A 14,234-nucleotide genomic window follows, 5' to 3' on the forward strand; every position below is an offset into this window, starting at 1 on the left:
GCTACGTGCACACCGAATTCCACGACCGCGCCGGGATCGACATGGCCAAGTCGCCGTCGTTCATGTGGCTCGAGGTCGACGACGTGGTCAGCCAGAGCCTGGCCGATATCGCCCGCGGCAAGGTGATCAGCATCCCGGGCCTGCAGTACAAGGCGATCATCGCCGCAGAGCGCCTGATCCCGCGGAGCCTGATGCGGGCGGTCACCAAACGAATCGGGAGTGGTCGTGGGCGGACCTGACCGCAAGGAGTTGGCGGACCTGGTGTCACGGCTGTCGGTGGTGCACGGGCGGGTCACGCTGTCTTCCGGCAAGGAGGCCGACTATTACGTCGACCTGCGTCGGGCCACGCTGCACCACCGCGCCTCGGCGTTGATCGGCGCGTTGATGCGCGAACTGACCAGTGACTGGGATTACGACGTGGTCGGCGGCCTGACCCTCGGGGCCGATCCGGTGGCCACCGCCGTGATGCACGCACCGGGTCGCCCGATCGACGCCTTCGTCGTGCGTAAGTCGGCGAAGACCCATGGGCTGCAACGTCTTATCGAAGGATCCGAGGTTTCCGGTAAGCGGGCGCTGGTCGTAGAGGACACCAGTACCACCGGCAACTCTGCGCTCACCGCGGTGCGCGCCGTCCGGGACGCCGGCGGAGAAGTGGTGGGGGTGGCCACCGTCGTGGATCGCGCGACCGGCGCGGCCCAGGCCATCGAGGCCGCGGGGTTGCCCTATCGAAGTGTGCTCGGCCTCACCGATCTGGGGCTGAGCTAGTTGGCGGCGGGCTCTGGCAGGCACCAGCTGTCACATGTGCCGCGGGTGTCCCTGGCGCGGACGATGTTCGTTGTGCCCGCCTCACAGCGACAAGTACGTCTTAGCGCGAGGGCGCCCGAGTTGTCGCTCAAAGGCGGGCAATTCGTCCATACCTTGCGCCGGGGACTGCAGTGCCCCGTGGGGCGGACGTGGCGCGGGTGCCTCGGCTTGACCTCGAGCCGCTGATCATGCGTACCGTCCTTGCGATAGTCGCCTGCGTGGTCGCCTGCCTGGCCGGCTGCTCGTCCGCTAGCCAACCAGCGCGTCCCTACGGCGCCCAGGGGGCGCGGCTCGGCGAATCGCTGGCCCTGCTCGGCTGGAACATGTCGGTGTCGAATTTGCGCTGGGACGGCGATTACGTGCTTGTCGACGTCGACGCCAGCGCCGCCTCGGCCAAGGACCCGCACGCCAATCCCGAAGACATCCGCTTCGGGCTATACGGCGCGCTGGCCCACCCCATCGAGGTCACCGGCCTGGGCAGCTGCGCCAACGCCAAGGCCGGTGTGCGTGACATCCCCACGCCGCTCTCGGCGCCGCGCGATCGGCTCACGGGCACGGTTTGTCTTGGGCCGCTGAAGGATCGAAGCCAGGTGCGCGGGGTCTACGGCTATTCGCCGCGCGACCGGATCCCGAACAGCTCGTCGGCCTACCCGGTCGCCTTCCCCGTCGGTCTGCTGCCGACCAACGCCAACGACAGCGGCGGCCTGGCGGTCAAGACGGTCAGCCTGTCGGCGTGGCGGGCCGACGGCATCCCGGTGACCAAGATGCAGCTGGGTGACCCGGGAGCGTTCACCGGCAACGGGTACATGCTGCTGGGGCTGGAAGCCACCTCCGTCGCGGCCCGCTATCGCGACGAGTCCGCCAAGCGCGGCGGCCCGATGATGCTGCTGGCATCGCCGACCCTGCCCGCCCCGGGGCTGAGCCCCGCCTGCGCGGCGTACGGGTCGTCGGTGCTGATCCTGCCCGATGCCTCATTGGACGCGGTGCACGTCAACGCGTCGCTGTGCACCCAGGGCGAGATCAACGACGCGTTGCTCTACGCGACGCTGGCCATCGACGGCACGCACGCCGGCGTGTGGACGCAGCGATGAGCGGCCCCGGTCCCACCGAATGGGCGATGACACCGCCGGCCGGCGTCGGGCCGTGGCCCGGTGATCCGCCCGACAACCCGCGCTATGACCCAGTCCTGTTGCGCGAGGGCGACACTCGCAACGTCGTCGATGCATACCGGTACTGGACGCGCGAAGCGATCATCGCCGACATCGACCGGCGGCGGCACCCCCTACACGTGGCGATCGAGAACTTCGGCCACGACGCCAACATCGGTTCGGTGGTGCGCACCGCCAACGCGTTCGCGGTGCACACCGTGCACATCGTGGGGCGGCGGCGGTGGAATCGCCGCGGCGCCATGGTGACAGATCGCTATCAGCGGTTGTGCCATCACGACAGCACCGCCGAGCTGCTGGAGTTTGCCGCGGACGCCGGGCTGACAGTGGTCGCCGTGGACAACGTCCCGGGCGCGACGCGCTTGGAGCAGACCGCGCTGCCCCGCGAGTGCCTGCTGGTGTTCGGCCAGGAGGGGCCCGGCATCACCGACGACATCCGTAGGGGTGCGGGGCTGACGGTATCGATCGCGCAGTTCGGATCGACGCGCAGTATCAACGCGGGCGTCGCCGCCGGAATCGCCATGCACGCGTGGGTCAGGCAGCACGCCGATTTGTCCCGCGCCTGGTGACGTGCAGTGCGTCTTGAGTGTGAACTGAGGGCGGGCCCGCGGCGGCGCATCGCCCTGCATTCACACTCGACGCCCTGAACGCACACGCAACCGCGTGGTGCAGGATCGACAGCTATGGATCAGCTCTGGGTCAACCGCGCGGCCAGCTGCGAAGCCGCTGTCACGCAACGACACCTGAAGCGGCTGTGGGGACTGCCCGCCACCCAGCTGGGGGTGGTGGCGTGGCCCGCGACGCGGCGCGACCGCTGGTTCGGCACCTGGCACTACTGGTGGCAGGCCCATCTGCTGGACTGCCTGATCGACGCCGAGGCGCGCGATCCGCAGCCGCACCGGCATACCGAGATCAACCGGCAGGTCCGCTCGCACCGGCTGCGCAACAACTTCTCCTGGATCAACAGCTACTACGACGACATGGCCTGGTTGGCGCTGGCGCTCGAACGCGCCGCCCGGATCGCCGGCGTCGAGCGCCGGCGCGCTTTACCCAAGCTCGCCAATCAATTCGTCGGGGCATGGGCGCCCGAGGACGGCGGCGGCATCCCGTGGCGCAAGTCCGACCAGTTCTTCAACGCCCCGGCCAACGGCCCCGCGGGAATCTTCCTCGCCCGCTACGGAGACCATCTGCAACGTGCCGAGCAGATGGGCGATTGGATCGACCAGACGCTGATCGACCCGGAGACGCACCTGGTGTTCGACGGCATCAAGGACGGTTCGCTGGTGCGCGCGCAGTACACCTACTGCCAGGGCGTGGTGCTGGGGCTGGAGACCGAACTCGCGGCCCGCACCGCCGCCGAGAGCAGGCAGCGTCACGCCGCCCGGGTGCACCGGCTGGTCGCGGCCGTGCGCGAACACATGGCGCCGGCGGGTGTGCTGGCCGGCACTGGCGGCGGGGACGGCGGCCTGTTCGCCGGGGTGACCGCCCGCTACCTGGCGCTGGTGGCCACGGCGCTGCCGGGGGAGGCGGCCGACGACGTGCTGGCCCGCGACACCGCCCGGCAGATCGTGCTGGCCAGCGCGAAGTCGGCCTGGGATAACCGTCAAACGGTGGACGGACTGCCGGTGTTCGGCCCATTTTGGGACCGCGACGCCCAGCTGCCCACGGCGGGCGGTAAGCAGGCGGAGTTCGTCGGGGGAGCGGTGATGGCTTCCGAGGTACCCGAACGGGACCTGTCGGTGCAGTTGTCGGGGTGGATGCTCATGGAGGCCGCCTGTAACGTCTCCGCCGAGTCGAAGAACAGGAGCCCCCGGTGAGCAATAAGGTCCACCCCGACGCGGAGTCGGCCCTGCGCGGCCTGCTGAAGGACGGCATCACCATCGCCGCGGGCGGCTTCGGCCTTTGTGGCATCCCCGAGAAGCTGATCCAGGCTCTGGTCGACAGCGGCATCAAGGACCTCACCATCGTCGGAAACAACGCCGGCGTAGACGATTTCGGCATGGGGCTGCTGCTCAAGGGTCGGCAGGTGAAGAGGGTGATCGCCTCCTACGTCGGGGAGAACAAGGAGTTCGAGCGCCAGGTGCTGGCCGGCGAGCTGGATTTGGTGCTCACGCCGCAGGGCACGCTCGCGGAGAAGCTGCGGGCCGGCGGCGCGGGCATCCCCGGGTTCTACACCCGCACGGCCTTCGGCACCAACCTCGCCGAAGGAAAGGACACCAGGGTCTTCGACGGCACCGAATACGTTCTGGAGGAAGGTATTCGGGCCGACGTGGCGATCGTCAAGGCGTGGAAAGGCGACACGGCCGGCAACCTCGTCTACCGCAAAACCGCGCGCAACTTCAACCCGATGATCGCCACCTGCGGCGCGATCACCGTCGCCGAGGTGGAAGAGCTGGTCGAGGCCGGCGAACTGGATCCCGACCTGGTCCACACGCCGGGTATCTACGTCGACCGCATCATCGCGGGCACCGGCTACGAGAAGCGCATCGAGTTCCGCACTACCAGCGGCGGTGCCGCGCTGAAGAATGACAGCCCCATCCGCGAGCGGATGGCCCAGCGCGCCGCCCAGGAACTGCGCGACGGCTTTTATGTGAACCTGGGCATCGGCATTCCGACGTTGGTGGCCAACTTCATCCCCGATGGCATCAAGGTCACGCTGCAATCCGAGAACGGCTTGCTCGGCATCGGGGCCTACCCGAGCGAGGACACCGTCGACCCGGATCTGATCAACGCGGGCAAGCAGACCATCACCAGCCTGCCCGGGTCCAGCTTCTTCAGCAGCGCCGATTCCTTCGCGATGATCCGTGGCGGCCACATCGACCTATCCATACTGGGCGCTCTGGAAGTCGCGGAGAACGGTGACCTGGCCAACTGGATGGTGCCGGGCAAGATGGTCAAAGGACCAGGCGGCGCAATGGATTTGGTGTCCGGTGTCAAACGGGTGATCGTGCTGATGGACCACACCGCCAAAGACGGCAGCCCGAAGATTCTGCGTCAATGCACGCTGCCGCTCACGGGCAAGAACGTGGTCGACATGATCATCACCAACCTGTGCGTCTTCGACGTCGAGCCGGGACAGGGACTGGTGCTCACCGAATTGCAGCCGGGAGTCACGGTCGAGGAAGTTCGCGCCAAGACGGGCTGCGACTTCAAAGTCGCGGTCTGACCCCACGATTGTCTCGGCCGGCTACTCGGCCGCCGGCAGCCGTTCGGCTTCCCGGTCGTCTGTGCTCTGCGCGCGCCGCCGTCCCCGATAGCTGCGCAGGGCGGCGATGAACGCCGGCATCAGGGAGACGACGAGGATCGCCAACAGTATTTTCTGCAGGTTATGGTGCACGAACGGCACATTGCCCATGAAGTAGCCGGCCAGCGTGACACCGCCGCCCCAGAGGATGCCGCCGACGATGTCGAAGCCCAGGAACACCGGGTAGCGCATGTAGGAGACCCCGGCGACCGGTGGGACGAACGTCCGCACGAACGGCGCAAACCGGGCCAGGATGATCGCCCAGGGCCCATATTTCTCGAAGAACGCGTGTGACTCGGTCACATAATGTTTCTTGAAGAATCGGGAGTCTTCCTTCTTGAACAGCGCCGGGCCGATTCTCCGGCCGATGAAGTACCCCGTCTGATCGCCCAGTATCGCCACCGTGGCGACGGCCGGGGCCAGCACCCAGATGCTGGCCGGTGGGTTCGGGTGCGCGGCCAGCAGACCGCCGGTGAACAGCAGCGATTCCCCGGGCAACAGCGGAAACAGCAGCCCGGTCTCGATGAAGACAATGATCAGGATGCCGGGCAGGACCGCGGACCCGAAGACGCCATCGGCGCCCAACCAATACATCGGGTCGAAGATGTGGGGCAGGGCCGTCACGGCGGTGCTCATGATCCCTCAACATACCGGCGAAATCAGCTTGGCCCGCACGAAGCCCGGACTAACCCGCCGCCCGGCGCGGCGGCCGGTTTGCCGGGTAGCTGCCGACCACGCATCCGTGGTTGGGTAGGACCAGCCGTCAGGAGGTGTCTATGCCCATCGCCACGCCCGAGGTCTATGCCGAGATGCTGCGACGCGCCAAGGAGCACTCGTATGCCTTCCCGGCGATCAACTGCACGTCGTCCGAGACGGTCAACGCGGCCATCAAAGGCTTCGCCGATGCCGGCAGCGACGGGATCATCCAGTTCTCCACCGGTGGCGCCGAATTCGCGTCCGGGCTGGGGGTGAAGGACATGGTGACCGGCGCGGTGGCACTGGCCGAGTTCACCCGTTGTATCGCTGACAGATATCCGATCAACGTTGCGCTGCACACCGACCATTGCCCCAAGGACAAGCTGGGCACCTATGTCCGCCCGCTGCTGGCGATTTCGGCCGAACGGGTGGCCGCGGGCCGAGAGCCGCTGTTCGGGTCGCACATGTGGGATGGTTCGGCCGTGCCGATCGACGAGAATCTGCAGATCGCCCGGGAACTGCTCAAGGACGCGGCGGCGGCCAAGATCATCCTCGAGATCGAGATCGGCGTCGTGGGTGGCGAGGAGGACGGTGTCGCCCACGAGATCAACGACAAGCTCTACACCTCACCGGACGATTTCGAGAAGACCATCGATGCGCTCGGTCACGGCGAGCACGGCAAGTACCTGCTCGCCGCCACGTTCGGCAACGTGCACGGCGTCTACAAGCCCGGCAACGTCAAGCTCCGCCCCGACATATTGGCGCAGGGTCAAAAGGTGGCGGCGGCCAAGCTGGGGCTGCCGGATGAGGCCAAGCCGTTCGACTTCGTCTTCCACGGCGGTTCCGGTTCGTTGACGTCGGAGATCGAGGACTCGCTACGCTACGGCGTGGTGAAGATGAACGTCGACACCGACACCCAGTACGCATTCACCCGTCCCATCGCCGGCCACATGTTCGGCAACTACGACGGCGTGCTCAAGGTAGACGGTGAGGTCGGCGTCAAGAAGGTCTACGACCCGCGCAGCTATCTGAAGAAGGCCGAGGCGTCGATGTCCGAGCGAGTGGTCCGGGCCTGCACCGACCTGCACTGCGCCGGAAAGTCAGTCGGCAGCTAGCCGCTGGGCGACTGGCACACCTTCCACTGGTCGTCGCGATACTGCAGATCCAGGCTGCGGGTGGAGCGCACCTGCGGGTCGTACGCCATGAACGTGGTGACGTTCGCCTCGGCGTGCTGGCCGTTGACCACCACCTGATCGATGCTGGCGATCACCGGATACTGCTTGGCCGCCGACACCCGGCGATAGGTCTCGTCCCAGGCGTGTTCGTCGTAATCGGCGTAGCCGTCGCGGGTGGTGCCGCACGTGATCGTGCGCAGCGTGGTCAGATCACCACGCTGGATCGCTACGTCGAAGTTCTGAATGGTCTGCCGAACCTGGTCTTCCCGAGACACGTTCGAGTGTTTGCCCCGGGTGAGCAGCACGGTGCCCAGGATCGCGATCGCCGCCAGCGCCAAGACGATCACTACCAGCGCCAGAATCCAGCCCCAGTTGAATTGTCTTGACGTACGCAACTTCGCGCCGAGGCGGGGCGGGATCGATTGCGGGACAGCTGCTTTGGGTGGCGCTTCGAACTGCGCGGTACCATCCTGTCCTGGCGCCGCCCCGAAGGCCTCGGTGGCGGGCTCCGCCGTGGCGGCAATGACGGTGGTTTCTTTGGCGTCGAAGCCCGGCGCGGTGAACCGACGTTCGCGCTGGCCTCCGTTCGGTATTTCCTCGGGTCCGCTGGGCGGGTCGGGTCTGTTGATCACCTCGGTTTCGGTCTCCGGATCGCTGGGGACCAGGGGGACGCCCTCGGTGGCGTCGTCTCCGGTTTCGAAGCCGGACTCGGCCCCCCACTCGTCGCTCGGTTCGCCGCGAGACTCGCGTGGGTCGAACCCGCGCCGTTTCGGCGCGCCGCCGCGGTCGGGTTCGGATCGTTTGGGCATGAGTACTACTGTCCTCCCGCTTCGTGGGGTAGTTGCAGAGCTTAGCGACCCAGTACCCGTCTTCCGGCGTTGGCCGAGGTGCGTCACGCGGGCAAAACGGGCGAGCTGCAGAATAGAGCCATGTCACCGATGGGAGACCTGCTGGGGCCCGACCCGATCCTGCTGCCCGGAGATGCCGATGCCGAGGCGGAGCTGCTTGCCGGCGAGGAGCCCGGCATCGTGGCCGCCGCGCATCCGACCGCATCGGTGGCCTGGGCGACGCTGGCCGAGCGCGCGTTGGCTGACGACCAGGCCATCACCGCTTACGCCTATGCCCGTACCGGCTACCACCGCGGCCTGGACCAGCTGCGCCGAAACGGTTGGAAGGGCTTCGGCCCCGTGCCCTACTCGCACGAACCCAACCGCGGCTTTCTGCGATGTGTGGCGGCCCTGGCGCGCGCCGCCGAGACGATCGGCGAAACCGACGAGTACTCGCGCTGCCTTGACCTGCTCGACGATTGCGACCCGGAAGCGCGCACGGCGCTTGGGCTTTGACGCTCTAAAAACTGTCCGAACAATCGGTGTCGTCGGGGCAGTCGATCTGGACGGTGGCGTGCTCCAGTCCGCGAGCCGACAACGCCGCGCGCGCGTCACGCAGCACCCGCGCGGAGTCGCCGGAGCTGATCAGATGCGCGGTGCACATGTCCTTGCCGGGCGAGAGCGTCCACACGTGCAGGTCGTGCACGTCGATCACCCCGTCGACGGCGCCGAGTGCGGCGCGCAGTTCCTCGACATCGATGTGCATCGGCGACGACTCTGACAGGATCCGCAGCGCGTCGCGCGCCAGTGCGACGGCCCGCGGCAACACCCAGAGCGCGACCAGCACCGCCACGACCACATCGGCGTAGGGCCAGTGCGTCGTCACGGTGACCACCCCGGCGATCAGGACGCCGAGGCTGCCCACGGTGTCGGCGACGACTTCCATGTAGGCGCCCCTGGCCGCCAGGCTGCCCGACGAGTGGGAACGCAACAGCAGCGCGACCACGAGATTGGTGGCGAGCCCGCCCAGCGCGACCACGATCATCGGCACGCCGGGGACGGCGGGCGCTTCGCTGAGCCGCCGGACGGCCTCGTAGAGGATGAACAGCGCCACGCCGATCAGCAGCCCCGCGTTCGCGACGGCCGTGAACACCTCGGCGCGGTTCCAGCCGTAGGTACGGGCGGGCGACGAGCTGCCGCGGCGCGCCAGGGTGACGGCGGCCAGTCCCATGAAGACGGCGACGACGTCGGTCAGCATATGGCCGGCGTCGGCCAGCAGCGCGATCGAGTTGATCACCAGCGAGGTGGCCAGCTCCACCGCGAAGAACGCCACCAGGATCGCTGCGGCCATGATCATGCGCGGGATCAGCCGAGCGCCCTCCGTGTCGGCCGGGGTGTGGTCGTGGCCTGCGCCCATGGTCCGAAATATATGCGTGGGAACGCATATATGGCAAGGGTCAGAACCAGCGGCTCCAGAAGCGGGTCAGTGCGTTGCCCCAGCCCACCAGCACGTCCGGTACGCCGGATAGGTCGAATAGAGACAACACGAGCCCGAAGAACCACTGGTTGAGCACCGGCGCCAGGAGCAGGAACAGCAGGATGACGAAGCCCCACTGCTTGGCCGGCGCCAACGACCGCTGGGTCTGGGGGCTCAAATGCGGTTCCAGGGCGTCGTATCCGTCCAGGCCCGGGATGGGCAGCAGATTCAGCAGCACGGCGGTGAGTTGAAGGAACGCCAGGAACGCCACCCCGGCCCACAGCACCACGTGCGACGGGTCGAAGAACAACCGCGTTGCCACCAGCAGCAGCACCGCTAGCACGAGGTTGGCCGCCGGACCGGCCAGGCTGACCATGGTGCGCCGGGCGGGTGTCATGAACCAGGTCCGCACGTAGACCGCGGCGCCCGGCAGGCCGATCCCGCCCAGCAGGATGATCACCATCGGCAGCAGCAGCGAGAGCGCCGGATGGCTGTAGCGGCGCGGGTCCAGTCTCAGGTACCCCCGCACAGCGACGTCGTGATCGCCGAACCGCCAGGCGGTCACCGCGTGGCCGAATTCGTGCAGGCACAGCGACACCAGCCAGCCGGCGATCACGAAGATGAACACGCCGGCGTACGCCAGCGGCCGGGTGCTGATCCCGGCCGACCAGGCCAACGCGGCGCCGACGCCGGTCAGGCCGATCAGGCCCACAAATATCGGGCTGGGCCGTACCGATTCACGCCGGGAGGCAGGGAAGCTCACCGGTCGAAACTAGCCGACGAGCAGCCAGCCTTCGACGTTGCGGTAGAACGCCGAGCGGCGAGCGGCGCGCGCGGCGGGGATGCCGTCACGCAGCACGGCGGCACCGGTGCTGCCCAGCTGAGCGGCGCGGCCGGTCACCCATCGGCGCCAGAGGCGGCCGGGACCGCGGCCTGCGACCGTCGCGCGCAATCCCGGCGCGGCCAGCATCGGCTCGATCCACACGCCGGCGACGTCACCGTCGAACAACGTCGTGTCGTCGACCACCGCCTCGCCGTGGATCCACCGCGCGCCGTCCGCCGGCACCCAGCCGGCCCGCCCCACGATCACCGACCCCGTCTCGTCGCGGATCAGCGGCACCCGCCGCGCCGCGCCGCGCCGGGCCCGCCGCGCCGCCCGGAAACCGGCCGGCTGGCGGTAGATCCGGGTGGCCCGGGTGCGGCGGCGCGGCACGTAGGCCACCTCGACGTCGAGCCGCTCGGCGCGCAGCAGCCGGGTGAGCACCGCGGCCAGCTCGGCGTCGCGGCCCAGCACGATCAGCCGCCGGTATGGGCCGATCGCGGCATCGATATCGGTTTGACCGACGACGCGGTGGGTTTGCGTGCCCCGCAACGGTCGGTAGGTGCGCCGTTGGCCGAATAGGAGGACCGCGGTGCCTCGATCTCCTTGCGTCACAATCTATCCAATCGAGAAGTGGCCAATGCCGTTGTCTTCCAGCACCTCTGGCCGGGCATGAGTCGAGACGCAAAAGATCTCGCCATAACGACACAGTCACAACATGGTGTCGGAGTGCGAAAGTTGTTGCAACGCTGCCGGGAAACAAGCGGATACTTTACTCCTGCCACAGGGCCGGCGTTGCGCGGAATCCCACCACGAGTGGTTGAGGGAACGGAGAATGACCATTCGCCGACTTACCGCCATCTTGTCAACCGCGCGATCAGCATTGCTCGTGCCGGGTGCCGGCCCCATACGCCTCCGGTGCTGACGAAGCCGCTGTACCCCGTTGCCGCCGTGCTGCTTTCGATTGTCCTGCTGTGCAATGCATCTGCGACAGCCTCGGCGGACGAATCGATCGTGATCGACCTGGTGCGACACGGGCAGTCGACAGCCAATGCGGCGAGCCTGATCGACACGGCGCCGCCCGGCGCCTCGCTCACCGTGCTCGGTCGGCAACAGGCGCAGACCGTGGCCGGCGTTCTCGCGGCGAAGGGCCCGGTCGCCGCAATCTTCGCGTCGCAGTTGGTCAGGACGCAGCAGACCGCGGCGCCGTTGGCCGCCGCGCTGGGCATGAACCCGCAGGTATTGCCGGGGCTCAACGAGATCGACGCCGGCGCATTCAACGGCCAGCCGCAGGTCAGCCTCGGCGGGCTGGCATACCTGCTGGCCCCCGTCGCGTGGATGCTCGGGCTGCGCATCGTGCCGATGCTGGCTCCCGGCTCCACCGATTCCAACGGATTCGAGTTCCGCAGGCGTTTCGACGGCGCGCTGCAAACCGTGTACGGCAACGCCGCGACCAACGTCGGTCACTTCAACGACCTGCTCCTGACGATGTATGCCAACGCGCTTGCCAACCCGGTCCGCGCCGCGAACGGCAGGATCACCGAGGTGGCGTTCTCCAGCGAATTCGTCATCGGCGTCGGGACGATGATGAGCGTCAAAAACCCCGATCCCTTGCTGCTGCTTTTCGATCCGCTGCCCAACACCGGCATCGTCGTGATCCAGGGCAGCCCGCATGACGGCTGGACGCTGATCAGCTGGAACGGCAAACCCGTGCACCCCAGTTGGTCGGGCACCAAGAGCGCTCGTGGCGCCAACGGCCTGTGCCTGATGCTGGACGCGTCCACCAGGACCGGCGTATGCGCGGCCAAGCCGCCGGCGCCGGGAAGCGCTCCGGTCGCGGCGCCGTACCGGTGAGGTCGCCGCCCGCCTCTACCGGCTGTGTCACCCCGGTCTCGCCACCTCCTGGCTTAAGCTGATTTGCCCGGCTCCTCAGCCGGCCAGCACGGTCGTCAGGCTAGGGTGGGTCACCGGCTGGACCACAATACGCAGGCGAGATCAGGTGGGAGCGTGTCATGCCGGCAATCGTCCTCATCGGCGCCCAATGGGGCGACGAGGGCAAAGGTAAGGCCACCGATTTGCTCGGTGGGCGCGTTCAGTGGGTGGTGCGCTACCAGGGCGGCAACAACGCCGGGCACACCGTCGTCTTGCCCACCGGCGAAAACTTCGCGCTGCACCTCATCCCGTCGGGAGTGCTGACCCCGGGGGTCACCAATGTCATCGGCAACGGCGTGGTGGTCGACCCCGGCGTGCTGCTGGACGAGCTGAAGGGCCTCGAGGACCGCGGGGTCGACACCTCGCGGCTGCTCATCTGCGCCGACGCACACCTGCTGTTGCCCTATCACGTGGCCATCGACAAGGTCACCGAGCGCTACATGGGAAACAAGAAGATCGGCACCACCGGCCGCGGCATCGGCCCTTGCTACCAGGACAAGATCGCGCGCATCGGCATCCGGGTCGCCGACGTGCTGGATCGAGAAGTGTTGACGCACAAGGTCGAAGCCGCGCTGGAGCTGAAAAACCAGATCCTGGTCAAGATCTACAACCGCAAGGCGCTGGATCCGCACCAGGTGGTCGAGGCCCTGCTCGAGCAGGCCGAAGGCTTCAAGCACCGCATCGCCGACACCCGGCTGCTGCTCAACACCGCGCTGGAAGCCGGCGAGGCCGTGCTGCTGGAAGGCTCGCAGGGCACGCTGCTCGACGTCGACCACGGCACGTATCCCTATGTGACGTCGTCGAATCCGACGGCGGGCGGCGCGGCCGTGGGTTCGGGAATCGGTCCCACCAGGATCACCGCCGTGCTGGGGATCCTGAAGGCCTACACCACCCGCGTGGGCTCGGGCCCGTTCCCCACCGAGCTGTTCGACGAGAACGGCGAATACCTGTCCAAGACGGGCGGCGAATTCGGCGTCACCACCGGACGGCGCCGGCGGTGCGGCTGGTTCGACGCCGTCATCGCCCGCTACGCCACCCGGGTCAACGGCATCACCGATTTCTTCCTGACCAAGCTCGACGTGCTGTCCAGTCTGGATACGGTTCCGGTGTGTGTGGGCTATCAGATCGACGGGCAGCGCATCCACGAGATGCCGATGACGCAAAGCGACCTTTCGCGCGCCGAACCCATCTACGAAGAACTGCCCGGCTGGTGGGAGGACATCTCGCACGCACGGGAATTCGACGACCTGCCCGCCAAAGCGCGTGACTACGTGCTGAGGCTGGAAGAGCTTGCCGGAGCGCACATTTCGTGTATCGGTGTGGGCCCAGGACGTGAACAGACCATCGTGCGCCGCGACGTCCTGGCGGCCCGTCCGTGACCGAAGCTGCTGAGGATCCCAAAGACCTCGACCCCGAGTACACCCACCACGGCGGCTTCCCCGAATACGGCGTGGCCGAACCGGGCCCGGGATTCGGGCGGTTCGTGGCGGCCATGCGCCGGCTACAGGACCTCGCCGTGTCGGCCGATCCCGACGACGAGGTGTGGGACGACGCGGCCGATCGTGTCGTGGCGCTGACCGAGCTGCTGGGGCCGTTCCAGGCTGCCGTGGAGGGTCAGGCACCGGCCGGACGGACCCCGGGGCTGCCCGGCATGGGTAGCCTGCTGCTGCCGCCGTGGACGTTGACGCGATACGAGTCCGAGGGCTGCGAAATGCGGGGCCATTTCACCCGGTTTCACGTCGGGGGCAACTATGCGGTGCACGGCGGCGTGCTGCCGCTGCTGTTTGACCATATGTTCGGGATGGTCTCCCACGCCGCGGACCGCCCCATCAGCCGGACCGCATACCTGCATGTCGACTACCGCAAGATCACGCCGATCGACGTGCCGTTGGTGGTGCGCGGACGGGTGACCAGCACCGAAGGGCGCAAAGCGTTCGTGTCGGCGGAACTGGTCGACGAGGACGGCGCGCTGCTGGCCGAGGCCAACGGCCTGATGGTGCAGTTACTCCCGGGCCAGCCTTGAGCCGGATGGCCCGCTTCCTGCATCCCCGCTACGCGGGCCGCATCGTCGGCGGGCGAGGCCGGCCGCGCAC

Annotated in this window: 15 protein-coding genes and 1 pseudogene; 11 read left to right on the forward strand and 5 right to left on the reverse strand. The window is 67.7% G+C overall.

Annotated features, from left to right (window positions below):
* The 6 genes and pseudogenes from A5686_RS24345 to A5686_RS28285 form a co-directional block, all read left to right on the forward strand.
* Positions 1 to 239, forward strand: a pseudogene (locus tag A5686_RS24345) (short-chain dehydrogenase); the annotation flags it as partial.
* The gene (pyrE, locus tag A5686_RS24350; RefSeq protein ID WP_067939849.1) at positions 226 to 765 is read left to right on the forward strand and encodes an orotate phosphoribosyltransferase; all 540 of its coding nucleotides are present in this window, start codon (positions 226 to 228) and stop codon (positions 763 to 765) included. The pseudogene A5686_RS24345 and the gene pyrE, both read left to right, overlap by 14 nt.
* Positions 766 to 992: 227 nt before the next feature.
* Positions 993 to 1,895 carry a hypothetical protein gene (locus A5686_RS24355; RefSeq protein ID WP_067939851.1) on the forward strand — a complete coding sequence of 301 codons (903 nt, stop codon included), beginning with the start codon at positions 993 to 995 and terminating at the stop codon, positions 1,893 to 1,895.
* Entirely contained in the window at positions 1,892 to 2,539 is a 648-nt protein-coding gene (locus A5686_RS24360) for an RNA methyltransferase (protein WP_067939792.1), read from the forward strand. Before A5686_RS24355 ends, A5686_RS24360 begins: the two co-directional genes overlap by 4 nt.
* A 114-nt stretch (positions 2,540 to 2,653) precedes the next feature.
* On the forward strand, positions 2,654 to 3,787 hold the full coding sequence (locus tag A5686_RS24365) for a glycoside hydrolase family 76 protein (protein ID WP_067939795.1): 1,134 nt from the start codon (positions 2,654 to 2,656) through the stop codon (positions 3,785 to 3,787).
* Positions 3,784 to 5,136 (forward strand): 3-oxoacid CoA-transferase, encoded by a 1,353-nt coding sequence (locus tag A5686_RS28285; protein WP_067939796.1) that lies wholly within the window; start codon positions 3,784 to 3,786, stop codon positions 5,134 to 5,136. The genes A5686_RS24365 and A5686_RS28285 overlap by 4 nt, the downstream gene beginning before the upstream one ends.
* A 21-nt stretch (positions 5,137 to 5,157) precedes the next feature.
* On the opposite strand, the gene A5686_RS24375 is transcribed toward A5686_RS28285, so the two are convergent.
* Positions 5,158 to 5,850, reverse strand: coding sequence for a DedA family protein (locus tag A5686_RS24375; protein ID WP_067939798.1), 693 nt, complete (start codon positions 5,848 to 5,850; stop codon positions 5,158 to 5,160).
* A gap of 140 nt (positions 5,851 to 5,990) precedes the next feature.
* Here A5686_RS24375 and fbaA point away from each other — a divergent pair, with 140 nt between their 5' ends.
* Positions 5,991 to 7,025 (forward strand): class II fructose-bisphosphate aldolase, encoded by a 1,035-nt coding sequence (gene fbaA, locus A5686_RS24380; protein WP_067939800.1) that lies wholly within the window; start codon positions 5,991 to 5,993, stop codon positions 7,023 to 7,025.
* Here the strand turns inward: fbaA and A5686_RS24385 are convergent.
* A complete protein-coding gene (locus A5686_RS24385; protein WP_067939801.1) occupies positions 7,022 to 7,894 on the reverse strand; it encodes a hypothetical protein in 873 nt (290 codons plus the stop codon). The genes fbaA and A5686_RS24385 overlap by 4 nt on opposite strands.
* A 120-nt stretch (positions 7,895 to 8,014) precedes the next feature.
* Between A5686_RS24385 and A5686_RS24390 the strand changes: the two genes are divergently transcribed.
* A complete protein-coding gene (locus A5686_RS24390) occupies positions 8,015 to 8,428 on the forward strand; it encodes a DUF3151 domain-containing protein (protein WP_067939853.1) in 414 nt (137 codons plus the stop codon).
* Between the two features lie 4 nt (positions 8,429 to 8,432).
* Here A5686_RS24390 and A5686_RS24395 read toward each other — a convergent pair whose 3' ends face one another.
* The 3 genes from A5686_RS24395 to A5686_RS24405 are packed head-to-tail and all read right to left on the reverse strand — an operon-like array spanning position 8,433 to position 10,827.
* The gene (locus A5686_RS24395) at positions 8,433 to 9,329 is read right to left on the reverse strand and encodes a cation diffusion facilitator family transporter (RefSeq protein ID WP_067939803.1); all 897 of its coding nucleotides are present in this window, start codon (positions 9,327 to 9,329) and stop codon (positions 8,433 to 8,435) included.
* A 40-nt stretch (positions 9,330 to 9,369) separates the two neighbouring features.
* Entirely contained in the window at positions 9,370 to 10,152 is a 783-nt protein-coding gene (locus A5686_RS24400) for a site-2 protease family protein (protein ID WP_067939806.1), read from the reverse strand.
* Positions 10,153 to 10,161: 9 nt separating this feature from the next.
* Positions 10,162 to 10,827 (reverse strand): peptidase M50, encoded by a 666-nt coding sequence (locus tag A5686_RS24405; RefSeq protein WP_369829742.1) that lies wholly within the window; start codon positions 10,825 to 10,827, stop codon positions 10,162 to 10,164.
* 333 nt (positions 10,828 to 11,160) lie between these two features.
* Here A5686_RS24405 and A5686_RS24410 point away from each other — a divergent pair, with 333 nt between their 5' ends.
* From A5686_RS24410 to A5686_RS24420, 3 genes are all read left to right on the forward strand, one after another.
* Positions 11,161 to 12,063, forward strand: a complete 903-nt coding sequence (locus A5686_RS24410) for a histidine phosphatase family protein (RefSeq protein ID WP_156750227.1) — start codon at positions 11,161 to 11,163, stop codon at positions 12,061 to 12,063.
* Between the two features lie 158 nt (positions 12,064 to 12,221).
* Positions 12,222 to 13,520, forward strand: coding sequence for an adenylosuccinate synthase (locus A5686_RS24415; RefSeq protein ID WP_067939811.1), 1,299 nt, complete (start codon positions 12,222 to 12,224; stop codon positions 13,518 to 13,520).
* Complete coding sequence (locus tag A5686_RS24420; protein WP_067939813.1) at positions 13,517 to 14,164, forward strand: PaaI family thioesterase; 648 nt, start codon at positions 13,517 to 13,519, stop codon at positions 14,162 to 14,164. The genes A5686_RS24415 and A5686_RS24420 overlap by 4 nt, the downstream gene beginning before the upstream one ends.
* Positions 14,165 to 14,234 lie beyond the last annotated feature (70 nt).

Origin of the sequence: Mycobacterium sp. E2479 (assembly GCF_001667925.1) — a bacterium.
In the GTDB taxonomy this organism is placed as follows: Bacteria; Actinomycetota; Actinomycetes; order Mycobacteriales; family Mycobacteriaceae; genus Mycobacterium.

Coding starts and splice junctions, on each gene's coding strand:
- fbaA (WP_067939800.1), top strand. CDS start 5,991: ATGCCCATCGCCACGCCCGAGGTCTATGCCGAGATGCTGCGACGCGCC.
- A5686_RS24395 (WP_067939803.1), bottom strand. CDS start 9,329: ATGGGCGCAGGCCACGACCACACCCCGGCCGACACGGAGGGCGCTCGG.
- A5686_RS24415 (WP_067939811.1), top strand. CDS start 12,222: ATGCCGGCAATCGTCCTCATCGGCGCCCAATGGGGCGACGAGGGCAAA.
- A5686_RS24385 (WP_067939801.1), bottom strand. CDS start 7,894: ATGCCCAAACGATCCGAACCCGACCGCGGCGGCGCGCCGAAACGGCGC.
- A5686_RS24390 (WP_067939853.1), top strand. CDS start 8,015: ATGTCACCGATGGGAGACCTGCTGGGGCCCGACCCGATCCTGCTGCCC.
- A5686_RS24375 (WP_067939798.1), bottom strand. CDS start 5,850: ATGAGCACCGCCGTGACGGCCCTGCCCCACATCTTCGACCCGATGTAT.
- A5686_RS24360 (WP_067939792.1), top strand. CDS start 1,892: ATGAGCGGCCCCGGTCCCACCGAATGGGCGATGACACCGCCGGCCGGC.
- A5686_RS24365 (WP_067939795.1), top strand. CDS start 2,654: ATGGATCAGCTCTGGGTCAACCGCGCGGCCAGCTGCGAAGCCGCTGTC.
- A5686_RS24355 (WP_067939851.1), top strand. CDS start 993: ATGCGTACCGTCCTTGCGATAGTCGCCTGCGTGGTCGCCTGCCTGGCC.